This is a genomic window from Chloracidobacterium validum, from assembly GCF_018304825.1.
Classification (GTDB): Bacteria; Acidobacteriota; Blastocatellia; order Chloracidobacteriales; family Chloracidobacteriaceae; genus Chloracidobacterium; species Chloracidobacterium validum.
This window is the reverse complement of record NZ_CP072648.1, coordinates 747,571-761,986: the sequence shown is the minus strand read 5'-3', so window position 1 is coordinate 761,986 and position 14,416 is coordinate 747,571. Positions and strand designations below refer to the sequence as shown.

Genomic DNA, 14,416 nt, shown 5'->3' with positions numbered 1-14,416 from the left:
CGGCAATTTGTGTGTCGGTATTGCGCACCCCTGACGGCCCCCAGACGCCGTCACCCCAGCGCCCCAGTCATTCGTAGCGCAGCGCTTCAACCGGATCGAGCCGCATCGCGCGCCAAGCAGGATAGAGTGCGCCACCGCCGCCGCCAATGAGCGCCACAACGGCCACGGTAGCGAACCATACGGGGTCAAACTCGATGGCGCGAAAGGCAGTGAAGCTGACAATCCACCAGCGACCGAGGTAGGCCAACCCAATGCCTAGCACGGCACCCAAGCTGCTCAGTAGGAGTGCCTCTTGCTCAATCGCCAGCAAAATAAAGGTATTGGTCGCGCCAAGTGACTTGAGGATGCCAATTTCACGAGTCCGCTCGATGACCGAGGTGTACATCGCCAGCGACACAATCAGTAGGCTGATAATCAATGACAATCCGACGACAACCCGCAGAAACGTATCGAGCGCCGGCAAACCTCCAGCGTAAAGGCTGGGCAAGTCGCGCATGAAAATGATCTGGTCCGTGGGGAACGCCTCGCGCAATCGCTGATAGACGGCTTCCTGCTCACCGGCCGCTTGGCATTGCACGAATACCAACGAGCACCGACCCGGCGCTTCCAGCATGGATTGAAGCGTTTCTAGTGGGGCTTTGATGCGGGCTCCGCTGGGGGGAGCATAGATACCAACGACCGTAAACGCATGCTTGGAAAGTGTGACCCGCGCGCCTAACTCAAAGCCACGGCTGCGCGCCTGCTCCTGGTCAATCACAATTTCATCTGGACCCTGGGGCGCGCGGCCGGCGACAATCTGAACGCCGCTCATGGCGGCATAGTCTGGCCACGGGACGCCTTCGAGCAAGCGGAAGCCGATGCCGCTGTCAGACGGCAGCGCGTACTGGATGGCCGGCACGACCGCCCGCACGCCGGGAATAGCTGCCATGCGCGGTATCTTGTCGAGCGGATAGGCCGGCTGATTGGACACGACCCCACCGCCGAACGAGCCGGGCGGGCGCACCATGACGTGCGCGCCAACCCGCGCTTCGCGCTCGGCGCGCTCGGCAATGATGCCACGCGCCAACCCAGTCGTCAGTAAAACCAGCACGGTGCCAACCGCGACGCCAAAAACCGTCGCCAACGAGCGAGCCGGGCGATGCTGAAGGTTAGCCCAGGCAAGAGATTGCACGAAAACTCATCCCCCTCATCAGACCTTACCGAAGACTTCCACTTTGCCTGACCTGGCCCGATTTTGAAATGCGCGGTGACCGTCAGTCCAGCTTGCGGCAGGCTATTGAATCAGTCACATTCCACACATAACAGGCTTATTGCGAGCTGGCTGCCACCCCATCGCCAGCCAATCAGGTTTGATACTACCGTATGCATAGTGCTCGATTGTTTACGCAACTCATTTTGGTGCTACTTTCACTTGGAATTGCCCTACTGGTAAAACCATCTGAATCGGCACTCTGGTCGGCCACCCTTGGACTAGGTGTTGGCGGCGCGGTCGTGGCCATTGAATACCATCTGCGATCGCGTCCGATGACAACGCTGCTTGGGGGCTTGCTCGGACTCTTGGCCGGACTGGCCGCGGCGACGCTGATCGGCCTCATCATCAGCCTCCAGCCAGGCTTGCCGGACTCAATCAAGACGTATGTCGCATTGATGACTTTGCTCGGCCTTGGCTACTTGGGCATGGTGCGCGGCGGCGCAAGCGACCGGTGGTGGGAGCTGCTTGGCGCCTCGACGAAAAGCGCGGCGGGCGCAGATGGTCGCCCACTGAATCTGGTTCTCGATACGAGCGTCATCATTGACGGACGCATTGCTGACATCGCCGAGACCGGCTTTTTGGGCGAGCGCCTGATCATTGCCCAGTTCGTGCTTCGGGAGCTGCAACACGTCGCCGACAGCGCCGAGGCAACCAAGCGCAACCGCGGACGGCGTGGACTTGACATCCTGCAACGCCTTCAAAAAAACAAAAAGCTCGACACAATCATCACCGACATGGACTTCCCGAATGTTCGGGAAGTCGATCTCAAGCTCATCGAACTTGCCAAGCAGCTCGACGCCAAGATCGTCACCAACGATTTCAACCTCAACAAAGTCGCGCAACTGCGTGGCGTCTTGGTGCTCAATATCAACGAACTGGCCAACGCGCTGCGTCCGGTCGTCCTGCCGGGTGAAACGATGCAGGTCTTCATTCTGAAAGAAGGCAAGGAATACAACCAGGGGGTGGCCTACCTCGATGATGGCACCATGGTCGTCGTGGACAATGCGCGGCGACAGATCGGACGCGCCGTGGACATCAGCGTGACGAGCGTTTTGCAAACAACGGCCGGCAAAATGATTTTTGGCAAACTGATCGAGGAACCCGGCCAGCGCGTGGGTGGTGACCGCGGATTGAGCGACCGCTCGGAACGTCCTGAGCGTTTGCGCCAGACGAATACGCCATCCGTTGGCACGCCCGTGGTACCGGCATCTTCGGAACTGCCCTGAGCCAGGCTTAGGCTTTTTCGGCCGTGACCAGGTAGCCCGTCAGGAGCGACGGCACAAATGTAAACTCGAAATCCGGCGGCACCTCGCGCGTCCACAGCATGCGCCAGAAGGCTGCGTTTAGGCGCGGTCGCATCCCGCGAAACGCCACGTTGACCAGTCCGGCCGCGTGGCAGTATTGCGTCATCTCCTGTGGCGTGATGAACAGCCGCAGGATGTGCATGTTTGGTGGCGTATTGCGAACGAACCACTCGACGCCTTTGATGACAATCAGCCAGCTCAGCCAGTTGCGATTGAAAGTCGAGGCAAAAAATAACCCACCCGTCCGCAGCACACGGGCCGCTTCCTGGATAACCCGCGCCGGGTCTTCGATGTGTTCGAGGAAGTCCATGGCGCAGACGGCCGAGAATGACTTGTCTGGGTAAGGTAGTTCCAGGGCGCTCCCGGCCTCGTAGTGAACACTGCGCGTGGCATCGTATGCCTGTGCCACGGCCAAGCTTTCCACCGATTGATCCAATCCGGTCACGGTGAAACCAGCGCGTGCCAACTCGTTCGACAAGAAGCCACCGCCGCAGCCAATATCCAGGACGGCCGCGCCCGTTCCACACCGAGTGGCAATTGCCGTCGCAATCCACGGATTGCGCAGGTTGCCTTCGGCGCGGAGCAGTGCCACCGGGTCATCCTGCGCGGTGTACCACCGGTTGCCAAGCGTGTCGTAGAGCGCGTTGTTGACGGTCGTCATGGTTGCCGCGCCTTCCAGAAGTTCCAGTAAAGCACCTGATAAAGCCCAAACCCCATCACCAAGGCAAACGTCCCGGCCAGAAACCCGCGCCCGGCGGCAGCGCCCGAAGGAAGGTCCATCCAAATGAGTGCGGCGGCTGCCAACGTTACCGGGTGCAGCCCAAACAGCAGCGCGTGCAACCAATGCTCTTCGGCCGAACAGGCCTTGGCATGCACGAATTCATCCTTGGTCACAAAGAGCATGGAAAAGATCGCGCAACCGGCATACCACGGCAGCCTGTCGGGTGAATAGGGAACGAAAAGCGCGATGGCATAGCAGAGCAGCACGGTCAGGGTATCGAGCGGGTGACCAACCCGCTCCCAGCGTCCCAATCCGCGCCGCCGGTGAAACCAGAACTCATCCACCAGCATGGCGGCGCCCTGGATGAGAAACGGCGCGGCCAGCCATCCGTGAACCATCATGACCATCGCTTCACCAACAGATTTCCGCACAGGGTCAAGCCCGGACCAAACGCCAGGCTGACAATCAACGCGCCATCTGGGATGGCAGCATCGCCAAGGAGCGTCGCCCAAACATGAGGCAGCGTGGCGGACGACATATTGCCATGCTGGCGAAGCACCTGCTGGCTAGCCGCCACCTGTGATGCGTCGAGTTCGAGTACCGCCTGAACCTGCTCGATGATCTTCGGCCCGCCGGGGTGTACGGCATACACCGCGTTGCGGACGGCGGCTTCGGTTTGTCCGCCTTTTCTTGCCAGCCGCGCCACAAAGCCAGGGAGCGCCTGCGCCAACCGGGCCGGCACGTCGCGCGCCAGCGTCATGTGAAATCCCCACTCAGCACACTGCCAAGTCATGGCGTCTGATGAATCCGGCACGATTTCTTCGACGGCAGCCAACAGCTCGAAACATGTGGCGGCTGGAGGCGTGGCTTCGACGGTGTAGCGAATGAAACCATCCGCGAAAAGGCTCTGAATGACGAGCTGCTCCGGGTCGTGCAGCGCCGGGTTGAGGTGCAGCGTGCACAGTTCGGTGTGTACGACATCGGCCCGACCGGAAGCGCCATCCAACAGCAAAAAACCGGCGGCTTGCCGAACAGCCGGAAACGCGGCGTAGCAGCCCATATGGTAGGCATGCGTCACCACGGTCGTGAACCACCCCTTGGCCGCCGCGAGTCGTTGGGCGGCGCTGGGCGACGCATATCCCGTGCAGGTCACATGAATGAGATGGGACGGCGCAGCCGCTTCATCGGCATACAACTGCGCCAGCACTTGGGAAGAAACTTCCGCGAAATAGGCCGTCCGAGCTGACAGCGAGTGACCTTCGGAAGCCATCGTGAGGTCGAAAATTCGCATCCGCCCCCAGTCCTGGTGGGTAAAGTCTTCGAGCGCGTGGAAGCGCTGGGCAACGCGGTCTGGGGCGCAACCAAACCGCTCAAAAGCGCGACGCATGCGAGCCGCAGCCAAGGTGGGTTCATCGCCTGCCCCCGCCTTGGCATGCGCTTGCGCTAGCCACTCATGAATGACCGCCTGCGGCGTCACATGAGCCGGCAGCCAGCGCCGAAAGTCATAGAGAAAGATTGGCATGAAGGCATCCGCGCCGGTTGTCACGAGCCACCGGCGCTGGAAGTGAAGCGCGCAACAAGGGAATGTGCATCCATCCTAACAGGCAAGGCGACCCGTCAGACGCGCTACTGTCCGGCGTCGCCAGTCGTTGGCTGCGTATTTTCATCTTCGGCGTCATCTTTTTCACCGGCAACGCGCTCACGGACGCGCTTGGCCAATTCCCGTACCCCGCCTTGCTTCCGCACGATAAGCGCCGCGGCCGCGGCCGCGGCCTCTTGGGCGGCCTTCTCAGCGGTTTCCATGTCACCCTTTTCCATGACGACGCGCATCAACTCATCGGATTGCTCCAGCATCTGGCGCAAATCGGTGGTGTTTTTTTCCGTGGCAAGTTTCTTGGCATCAACCGGATTGACTGGCATGGGGCAACATCCTTTCCGAGATAAAAGACATTCTTGAGCAACCTTGTGACCGTGCGGGCAGATGATGGTTGAGCAACGGCGGAAGCATAGCGCATTCCACCAAACGATTCAGCCGTGGTTGCCCACTGACGACGCCAGGGCGTGGAAGGACCGGCGGACATCCTGCAAACTGGCCCGAAAGGGAAAGGTTCGGTTGGCAAGCAGCACATAGACGCGCGTGGTCTGGGGATCACACCAGGCGCTTGTTCCGGTGAAACCCAAGTGACCGAAGGCAGTGGGCGACAGTCCGACACCGGTTGCGTTTGGTGAAGATGCGAGCATCCAACCGAAGGAGCGGTCTTCCGCCTTGCCCGGTGTGAAGTTGGTGGTAAACCACCGGCAGGTCGTGGGGCGCAACAACGGGCTGTCCGGCAAAAACACTTGCACCAGTTTCCAGACTTCCGTGGCGGTTGAAAACAGTCCGGCGTGACCGGACACACCGCCGAGAAAATAAGCGTTGCCATCGTGAACTTCGCCGTGGATGCGGGACGTGCGCCATCCCGCATAGCGGCGCAGGCGTGCCTGGGCATCAGGGTTCGCCAGTCGCCCATCGGTCACGAGCTGCTCGGTCATCCGGCGCTCATGGGCGTTGCCGTCTTCCGTTGGGGCAACCCGGTAGCGCCAATCCGGCGGTGGACAGAAACGGGTGGACGTTAGCCCCAGCGGGTGCGCCACGAGTTCATCGAATGAGGCGTCCAGCGGCTGCCCGGTCAACCGTTCGAGCAGTTGTCCCAGCACGATGTAGCCCAGGTCGCTGTACACGACTTCGGTTCCAGGCGCGGCAACCGGTGGAGTTTGCGCGATGACGGCCAGGGCCTCGCCTGGATTGCCGCACAGGACATAGAGCGGAAGCCAGGCCGGAAAACCGGCCGTGTGGGTCAGGGCTTGCTCTATCGAGGCGCGCGCATAGGGACTATCACGCAGCGCCGGCAACCACTTGCCCAACGTGTCCTGCGCCGCGCAGTCACCACATTCGATCAGCCGGGCACATAGGAGCGCCGTCACCAGCGGCTTTGTCAGTGATGCCAAATCATAGATCGTGTCCGGTTGCGCTGCCCCAACCACGCCTTCCGCAATCGGCTTTCCCCGGTCGGACACCAGCCAGACAGCGCTTTGTATTTCACCAGTGTCAACCGCGGCTTCAAGCAGTTCTCGCAACGCGGGCGGATTCTGCAACTCGGCGTCCATCGAGACGTGGGTTCTTGTCCGGCTCACTTTTTGTTGATGTCCTGCGTGTGCAGGGACTGTCGCTGCACTTGCTGGAGCTTGCGGTATTCGGCGACGGCGGCCTGGTGTTCGGTTTCGTTTCGGGAGAAGCGGTGTCGGCCACCAGCGCTTAGAACGAAGTAGAAGTAGTCAGTTGTCGCTGGCTGAAGCGCCGCCCGGAGTGACTTTTCGCTTGGCGAGGCAATCGGGCCTGGCGGTAGTCCTGGGTAAAGGTAGGTGTTATAGGGAGACAGCAAACGACGGTGGGCCGGGTTATTCACATTGCCATCCCAAGTCGCGTTGAGCTTCGCCCCGTAAATGAACGTTGGGTCGCACTCAAGCCGCATGCCCCTGCGCAACCGATTGTGAAAAACGCTCGACACCAATGGACGTTCTGCATCATCCGCCGCTTCTTCCTCGATGAGCGAGGCCAACGTGACCACCTCGCGCACCGTCAGACGGCATCCTTCGGCGCGTTGGCGCAGCTCCGGCGTCCAGGCTCTGCGAAAACGTGCCACGGCCTCGGCCAGAATTTCTGCATTTGTCGCCCGCTTCGGGACAATGTATGTATCCGGGAAAATGTACCCCTCTAGGCTTCTGGCAGTTGGGTCAAGGTCAGCAATCAAGCGTACGTCCAGGAGTGCCGGATCGAGTTTGCCCTCTGGAGGGCGGTTCGGCAGAAGTTCGTTGACTTCATAAATGGTCAGCCCCGGCCGGAACATGATTTTGCGGGTTGCCACCGCGCCTCGGCGGATTTTGTCGAGTGCTGCTACTGGCGAGATCGGTGACTCAAACTCATAATCGCCGGCTTGCAGGCGTCGCCCGACCGGGTTGATCAGCAAGTAGAGCAGCACCGGGTAGCGATTTGTGATGACGCCCCGTTCATAGAGCAAATTTACCACCTCACGCGCACCCATCCCTGGCTCAACCGTAATCAGTTCTTCAGCCGCTCGGTGACTTACTGGTTGTCGAAGACTTTGGTACGCACTGACCCCGACACCTATCGCAACCATCAGCGCGACAAGCAGTATCGCCAATCCAACTATCCGGCGGCGCAAATGTGCCATACTCTATCCTGGAAAATTTCGCGATGACTCATACCGTGCCACCGCAAGCCATCAAGCTGTTGCGGACGAAACGGTAGCTGCGTAGCATGACACGAAAGTTCAAATAGAACAACTCGCAAGAAGTAACCTGCGTTTGTGCGATGCCGGCGGCACCTGAACGCACCCTTTACCACCCTCAAGGATAGGGCTTGCCGACAATAAGACTCGGGGAAAAAACCGTCGAGGGCGGTAGTATCCACGAAGCTCGAACCAAATGAGGTGGCTAAAAAAGCGGGTGGTGAGGAACTCACCACCCGCCAAGGTTAGGAGCTGAACTAACCGGCTTACCGCCGTCCAGCCGTTGGCTGCTCGCCTTTGGTCAGACGCGACTCCACCGGCTTGACCGTCACGCCGCCCTTGTCGCGTAGCAACTCAAAGCCCAGCGCCGGACCTTCCAGTTGCGTCATCGTTGCCATCACCGGCCCCGTCAACCGCGTCTCATTTGAGGCTACCGGACACGCCGTCCCCCCAACCCCAAACACGTTGACGTAGAACCGCAGCCGCCGTACCTGCGGCAACGCGATGCGGAAGGTGATGGTGCGCGTGTCACCTGGGTTGAGTGTCCCAATCGGTGTATTGCTGCCAATCGGCGCTTGACCGTTGACCGTGGACTGGCTGGCGCCGGCCTGTCCGCCACTGCTACAGGTCGCCCCATCCGCCGTCAACAGGCGGTGCGGCGGCGACGGCACGATCACGCCCGTCGGCGTGCTGTCCGGGTAGCCCAAGCCCGCAACCTGGATGGAAACATCCGAGATCGTCTGCGAGCTAGTGTTGGTCAGCACGGCCGTCAGCACCAAGTCGCCGGCGTAGTCTGGCAAACCACAAGTGTTGCCCGAAAGCACCTGCCCAGTCACATTGAGCGACACCCGGCAGTTTTGGAGAACTGGCGCAGCCGTTGGCACAACCAACACCACCCGCTTCGGATCATGGTCGGACAACCGCCTTGGCGACGACGGGTTGTTGCGGTCAACTTCCGGGAAGTCGCTATTGACTCGCGCCGTCTCCGAAAATGCGCCTTCGTCACTCACGTTCTGCGTCACAGCCACTTGGTCGAGCGTCTGGGCGCTACCGTCAAACAGGAACGAATAGTTAGAAACCGTCGCGGCTGTCCCGGTGAGACTGACCAGCGGTGGCGTCGGCGGATTCCACGCTCCGGTCGGAGCCAACACAACGCGGGTATCGTTCGCGCCGCTGGCTGGCGGCGTCGGCGGATTGCCCAGAATCGTGTTGTAGATGTCGGTGTAACCATCGTTGAACTGGAAGCCGTTGAAATCACCGATCACGACCATGCGCTCACTGGGGTTCAGGATTTGCCGCTGGCGAATGAGATTGGCGACAAACTCCGCCTGCAACTGACGCTTGTGACGTACCCGGTAGCCCTCATTCGGATAGCCGTTGACCGGCGCGCCCCCATCAGCAACGCCGTTCAACGAACGCTGGTGGAGATTGATGACGGTAAAGGCATAGGTGCCCAGTGTCCCTTCCAGAATAATCGGTGGGCGGTCATTGAGAATCGCCGTTGAACTGTCCGGCCGCACATAGGTGTCACTGGCACCCACCTGGGTCACGCTGTTGACCGTGATGCGGTTCGTGTTGACCAAGTAGGCCACCGCAATACCGCCCACGTCGTTGGTCGGGAAGATGTAGCCCACATAAAAAGGCAGGCTTGGATCGCCATTGGACGGATTCCCATTGTCGGTATTGAGCCGTGCCGCCATGTCGTTGATGACCACCGACAGGTTATCTGTCGGGGCTTCCACCTCCTGCAACCCGATGACATCCGGGTTACGAAGGATGTCCCGCACCTGAAGCGAAAACTTGTTGAGGCGGTTGTTGTAGGCCGTAGTCGTCAGAACCGGTTCACCGCGCCCTGGATCATTCCGGTTATCAAAAAACCGCTGAAGGTTCATCGAGACAATCGTTACCCGGCCGGACGGCTGAACCGCTAGCGGCACGGCCGCGCCAACCGCCGGATCGCTGCTGTTGCTGAAGACCGGCGGATTGGCCAACTCCGGCAGGATGGTAAAGGTGCGGAAGGCATAATCCATCGCGCCGACGAGATTGGTCACAATTGCCGGCTTGGGTAAGTTACCCGGCGGATTTCCGGCCGGCACGTTGAGGGCTGTTGTGCCAGGCTGTCCTGTGCTGAAGACCCGAAGGAGTTCCGGGTTGGCATCCCACCGGGGCACGTTGATCGGGGCCGGAAGGGTTCCGGTAACTCCGCCACCTGGCACCGCGTCAGGGAACCGAATGCCTGGTTCGCGGAACGGACGCGAAAAACAGAAATCACTGCCGCATACCTCGGCTACAACGCCGAAGAAAACGCCGTTGGTGGTCGAGGTGGCATTCGTCTCGTTGATACTACCACCGGTTGGCGAGACGACGGCCAAGTGCTCGACCGACACCCGCATGCCTTCAAACCGTTCATAGCGCAGCGGCAGCGCCGGTTCGAGTGGCGAAGGTGTGTTTGCAATGGCCGGGGTAATCATTGTTGGCGCCGGCAAGGGGGCGCTACAGGCAAGCCGGGCAATCGTCAGCGTGCCTGAAAGCTGGGTGACCGATGGTTGTTGTGGATCGGCCGCTGGGACAAACTCGGCTACCGTTCCGCGCACGCGCACGAGGTTGCCAATCTGCACCGGTGGCGTGCTGCCCGTGAACACAAAAATCCCCTCCGACGTGTTTGGGTTTCCATCATCCAGTGACGAACCATCCGGCGTCTGAATAAAGAAGCCGTTGCTGCGCAGGCCATAAACGACGCCTTCAGTCGTCTGTACCGTACTGACGAGCGGGGAGGTGTTGCCCGTGCCCTGAATCTGGTTGATCGGCGTGACCGATGTGGCGGTAACGACATTGACCGTGATCGTGCAATCGGCCGTCTGGGGCGTCGGCGTATCGTCGTTGGACCAGCGAACCACCACGCTGTAGGTGCCGGTTGGAACCGTGTTGTCAATCTGGAGGGTTGCCGTCGCAGTGCCGCCGACACTGCCGGCCGGGGTAAAACCAATGATCGAGAATCCACTCGTCGGCGGGGTCACGCTGAAAACCGTCGCGCTGTTCACGATGCTGTCGGCGTCGGTCGCGCTCAATCCACAGGCCACGGCGGTCGTCCCCTGAAATGCCGCAACCGTGCCGGGACAGGATGGCACGATTGGGGAGGTCGGCGGCGGACCGCTCGAGTTGGAAAGCGTGAAGTTGTCAATTCCAAAACTGTCGCGACTGCCAGAGCCAGTTGAAGCGGTCAGGGCCACAACCCGGAAAAACACGCTCGGTTGGTTACTGACATCGGCCGATTGCGTCGGCGTCAAGGTGACTGAAATGTTGGTGTTGCCCCACGCGCCAGGATCGCTGTAGGTTGCCAGCGTTACGAATGACGTGGGCGCAGCGCCAACGCCATACTGGAGCGTCCAGGTGGTGCTGCGCGGTTGGACACTCAACATCTGCGCGTCAAAGCTAATGGTATCAATGGTTTCGCCGGTGGTGTCGCGTTGATAGGTAAATGCTGCGCCGGGGTCGCCAAACGCACCAGTCTGGCGAATGCCCAGCGCCCGGTCCGGCGCGCTGTTTTGGGTTCCGGCTGGGGTTGTATCGCTGAAACCGGTGTTGTTGGCGGAAGCAAAATTTTTGAAGGCACCACTGGTATTCGCCCAGTCAATGGCCGATGTTGAAAACGACACCGCAGTGCCAAGTGAGGTGGCGGTAGCCCCGGTGCGCACCGTCCACCCGGCGGGCAAACCGCTACCGATACCATCGAAGGTTTCAGTGTAAGGGATCATCACCGATGTGGTTGAGGCGGTCGTGACCGACGCGGCTGGGAGACTCCCGACCGTGGTATCAGCCTGGGTTGACCGCCCCCACGGCAACCAGAGCGCGGCCAATGCCAAGGCCACACTTGTCGCCAGCGCCAGTGCCCGGCGGGACTGACGCGCATGGATTCTTAAGCTTTGCATGTTTGCTTTGACTCCTTGAACCTGAGGCCTGGCTGCCCCGTGACAAGCGTGGCGAACGGCGGCAGCGAAGCAATGGAAAAAAACGTTCATGGGGAACAAATGTCTTGTAGAGTGAGCTAAATGTTATGCCCACCATGTAAACAGTTTGTTACTGAAAAGACTGGATTTTTCTAGTTCGGCTTGAGGACAGTGGACATCAACAATCAACAAGGACAGTTACAGTTTTGGCATGGCTAACCCAGGAACGAAACGCTTCGTCGAGTTGGATGGCATTCGCGGTTTTGGGGCCCTGGTCGTGGTGCTTTTTCACTACGTCCACCTGATCACGCGCCAGTCACCACCCAGTCCGCTCAAGCATGCCGCCGACTATCTTGGCTGGACCATTGGCATCATGGATTTATTTTTCATCCTGTCAGGGTTTCTGATTGCAGGCGTCCTGTATGATGCTCGCCTAAAACCCAACTACTTCAAAACCTTTTACCTGCGACGCCTGCTGCGCATTTTTCCGCTTTACTATGCGGTCGTCGGTTTATTTCTCATCGCCAGGCTGGTGGCGTGGGCCGGTGGGCTGGAGGCGCTCCACTGGCTCATCCAACGGCCGGTCAGCACCCTGAATGCCACGGATGGGCGCTGGTTTATCAGCTACTGGCTTTACCTTCAAAACTTCGCCATGGCTTATGCCGGCGAATACGGCGCGTACTGGTTATCGCCGACTTGGTCGCTGGCCGTCGAGGAACAGTTTTACCTGGGGTTGCCGCTGCTGATTCGCTACGTTCCGGCGCGCTGGCTGCGGGGGGTCGTGCTGGGATTTATCATGGCTGCGCCCATCCTGCGTTTTGGGCTAGCGCTGACGCCCTATGGCAACGCAACGGCGCAGTACGTTCTCACGCCACTGCGCTTTGACGCGCTGGGCTTTGGGGTGCTCACGGCGCTCCTCTACCGGGACGCCTCGGCTTGGGACTGGCTGACGCGGCAACGACCTTGGTGGTGGACCATGCTTGCCGTCACCAGCGGGTGGCTGTTTCTGCTCTACAGTCGGCGGTTGAGTTTTTACGCGCCAGCCCAGGTGGCGACGTTCTACTTTGCCCAAGCCGTGGCCTACACCATGCTGTTCTGGTTGGTGCTGACGCGCCAGAGTGGACGGCTGGCGGGCTTCTTTCGGTGGTCGTGGTTTGTTTGGGTGGGCGAATTTTCCTACGGACTCTACCTCATGCATGTTCCAGTCCTGGGGCTGGCGCATGCCGTCGTGTTTGGTGGCCCGCCCAATTTGGAGACGCTGCCGCGCATTCTGGTGACAAGCGCCGCTGCGGTTGTCGTTATCTGGTTGGCCAAGCTTTCTTGGGAATACTTTGAAAAGCCTTTCATTCGACGTGGACAAAGGTTTCGCTATGATGCGGCTTGAAAGGTAGCTATGCTTTGATGCCTCTCCTGAAGTCCGTCATGCCCAACTTGGCTCAGGCATGATAGCGTTGTTGGCCGGTTGAACGCCTTCAACTTTTGAACCTGCGGGGATGCACTCATGAGACGTCACGTGATGCTGGCGGCATTGGGCATCGCGCTCATTGGCGCGGAGGTCGTAGCCCAGGAGACTGCCCCAACCCGTCGCAAAGCACCATCCGCGCCAAGCGCTGGGACGCCAGGCGCAAACACCCAGGCCAAGCCACCGGCAACCGCCAAACCAGCCACAACCGGTCAAACGCCGCCCGATCCGAATGCGCCTAGACCTAAGCCGCTCCATGAGACGCTGCGCGGGTATTTGCGGCAGATCAAAGGCGTCCGGCTGGAGCGGGCCGACAAAGACCCAAACACCATCGTGAGCCGCTACCGAATGACCACCGGCGAAGAGGTTGACATTGTGGTGATCCACTCACCGCGCAAGAAAATGGTTGGACTGTACTCCTACGCCTTTGGCAACCTGGCCGATGCCAGCGATGCCGACGACCTACGGACGCTCCTGCTCAATGCCAACGAGGCGCTCGCCTTTGGGAGTTTCTTCGTGGACAAGGAACAGGATATCGGCCTGAAGTGGTCGCTGCGGACGGAAATGGCCATCACCTTTGAAGCCTTCCAGACGGTCTATCTCGGACTGGCCGCCGCCGCCAAGGAATATGCGCCGCAGATTGCCCGCCGGATGAAGAACAAAAACAATGGTGACGATGCCAAACCGGCGACCGCCGCGCCTCGCGACCAGGAGGAGCGCGACGCTTCTGATGCCGCCCGTTCCACGCCTCCCAACGTGACGCGCGCGCGGCGAGCGAGCAACCCACAGTGACCACGCTGGCGTTGGCTAAGGGCCGCCTCCAGGACGCAACGCTTGCCCGCCTGGCCCAAGCTGGCATTGTCGTCAGCCCAGAGCAGCTTGAGAGTCGGCGGCTGGTGCTGACCGATGCAGCCGGAGAATATCGCTTTTTGCTTGTCAAGCCGGGGGATGTGCCGATCTACGTTGAGCATGGCGTTGCCCAGGCCGGGGTCTGTGGGCGCGACGTACTTCTTGAAACTGAACCGGATGTCTATGAACCGCTTGACCTTGGCTTTGGCGTCTGCCGGCTGGTGGTCGCCGGTTATCCCAACGCGGACTGGCGACAAACCAACCGCCTTTCAAAGATGCGGGTAGCGACCAAGTATCCAAATGTCACTCAGCGCCACTTTCAAACCCGCGCGACGCCGGTCGAGATCATTCCACTCACCGGTTCAGTCGAACTTGCGCCGGTATTGGGACTGGCAGATTGTATTGTGGACATTGTTGAAACCGGTCAAACGCTGGCCGAAAACGGATTGGTAATGCTCGAAGAAATTGCCACGGTCAGCGCCCGGTGCATCGTCAATCGGGCAGCGTTTCACCTTGACCGCGCGCGCATCACACAGCTATTGAAGCGCCTTGCGCCGTCCAACGACCAGGGCGACGGCCCGTGAGCCACCCC

Annotated in this window: 12 protein-coding genes; 4 read left to right on the top strand and 8 right to left on the bottom strand. The window is 60.1% G+C overall.

The window, feature by feature from the left end; genetic code table 11:
• Positions 1-67: 67 nt before the first annotated feature.
• A complete protein-coding gene (locus tag J8C06_RS03175) occupies positions 68-1,171 on the bottom strand; it encodes an ABC transporter permease (protein ID WP_211429346.1) in 1,104 nt (367 codons plus the stop codon).
• 191 nt (positions 1,172-1,362) lie between these two features.
• On the opposite strand from J8C06_RS03175, the gene J8C06_RS03170 reads away from it, so the two are divergent.
• Positions 1,363-2,478, top strand: a complete 1,116-nt coding sequence (locus J8C06_RS03170) for a PIN/TRAM domain-containing protein (RefSeq protein ID WP_211429345.1) — start codon at positions 1,363-1,365, stop codon at positions 2,476-2,478.
• 7 nt (positions 2,479-2,485) lie between these two features.
• Here the strand turns inward: J8C06_RS03170 and ubiG are convergent, their stop codons facing one another.
• The 7 genes from ubiG to J8C06_RS03135 all read right to left on the bottom strand — a co-directional run bounded on the left by ubiG (position 2,486) and on the right by J8C06_RS03135 (position 11,495).
• Complete coding sequence (gene ubiG / locus J8C06_RS03165; RefSeq protein WP_211429344.1) at positions 2,486-3,217, bottom strand: bifunctional 2-polyprenyl-6-hydroxyphenol methylase/3-demethylubiquinol 3-O-methyltransferase UbiG; 732 nt, start codon at positions 3,215-3,217, stop codon at positions 2,486-2,488.
• A complete protein-coding gene (locus tag J8C06_RS03160; RefSeq protein WP_211429343.1) occupies positions 3,214-3,678 on the bottom strand; it encodes a hypothetical protein in 465 nt (154 codons plus the stop codon). Before J8C06_RS03160 ends, ubiG begins: the two co-directional genes overlap by 4 nt.
• Positions 3,675-4,799 carry a 3-oxoacyl-[acyl-carrier-protein] synthase III C-terminal domain-containing protein gene (locus J8C06_RS03155; protein ID WP_211429342.1) on the bottom strand — a complete coding sequence of 375 codons (1,125 nt, stop codon included), beginning with the start codon at positions 4,797-4,799 and terminating at the stop codon, positions 3,675-3,677. The genes J8C06_RS03160 and J8C06_RS03155 overlap by 4 nt, the downstream gene beginning before the upstream one ends.
• Before the next feature lie 104 nt (positions 4,800-4,903).
• A complete protein-coding gene (locus J8C06_RS03150; protein WP_211429341.1) occupies positions 4,904-5,197 on the bottom strand; it encodes a hypothetical protein in 294 nt (97 codons plus the stop codon).
• Positions 5,198-5,305: 108 nt separating this feature from the next.
• Entirely contained in the window at positions 5,306-6,451 is a 1,146-nt protein-coding gene (locus J8C06_RS03145; protein ID WP_211429340.1) for a serine hydrolase domain-containing protein, read from the bottom strand.
• Entirely contained in the window at positions 6,448-7,509 is a 1,062-nt protein-coding gene (gene mltG / locus J8C06_RS03140) for an endolytic transglycosylase MltG (protein WP_211429339.1), read from the bottom strand. The genes J8C06_RS03145 and mltG overlap by 4 nt, the downstream gene beginning before the upstream one ends.
• A 323-nt stretch (positions 7,510-7,832) precedes the next feature.
• Positions 7,833-11,495, bottom strand: a complete 3,663-nt coding sequence (locus J8C06_RS03135; RefSeq protein WP_246602070.1) for a nuclease — start codon at positions 11,493-11,495, stop codon at positions 7,833-7,835.
• Between the two features lie 229 nt (positions 11,496-11,724).
• On the opposite strand from J8C06_RS03135, the gene J8C06_RS03130 reads away from it, so the two are divergent.
• From J8C06_RS03130 to hisG, 3 genes are all read left to right on the top strand, one after another.
• Positions 11,725-12,897, top strand: coding sequence for an acyltransferase family protein (locus tag J8C06_RS03130; protein ID WP_211429338.1), 1,173 nt, complete (start codon positions 11,725-11,727; stop codon positions 12,895-12,897).
• 117 nt (positions 12,898-13,014) lie between these two features.
• On the top strand, positions 13,015-13,767 hold the full coding sequence (locus J8C06_RS03125) for a superantigen-like protein SSL4 (protein WP_211429337.1): 753 nt from the start codon (positions 13,015-13,017) through the stop codon (positions 13,765-13,767).
• A complete protein-coding gene (hisG, locus tag J8C06_RS03120; RefSeq protein WP_211429336.1) occupies positions 13,764-14,408 on the top strand; it encodes an ATP phosphoribosyltransferase in 645 nt (214 codons plus the stop codon). The genes J8C06_RS03125 and hisG overlap by 4 nt, the downstream gene beginning before the upstream one ends.
• Positions 14,409-14,416: the final 8 nt, after the last annotated feature.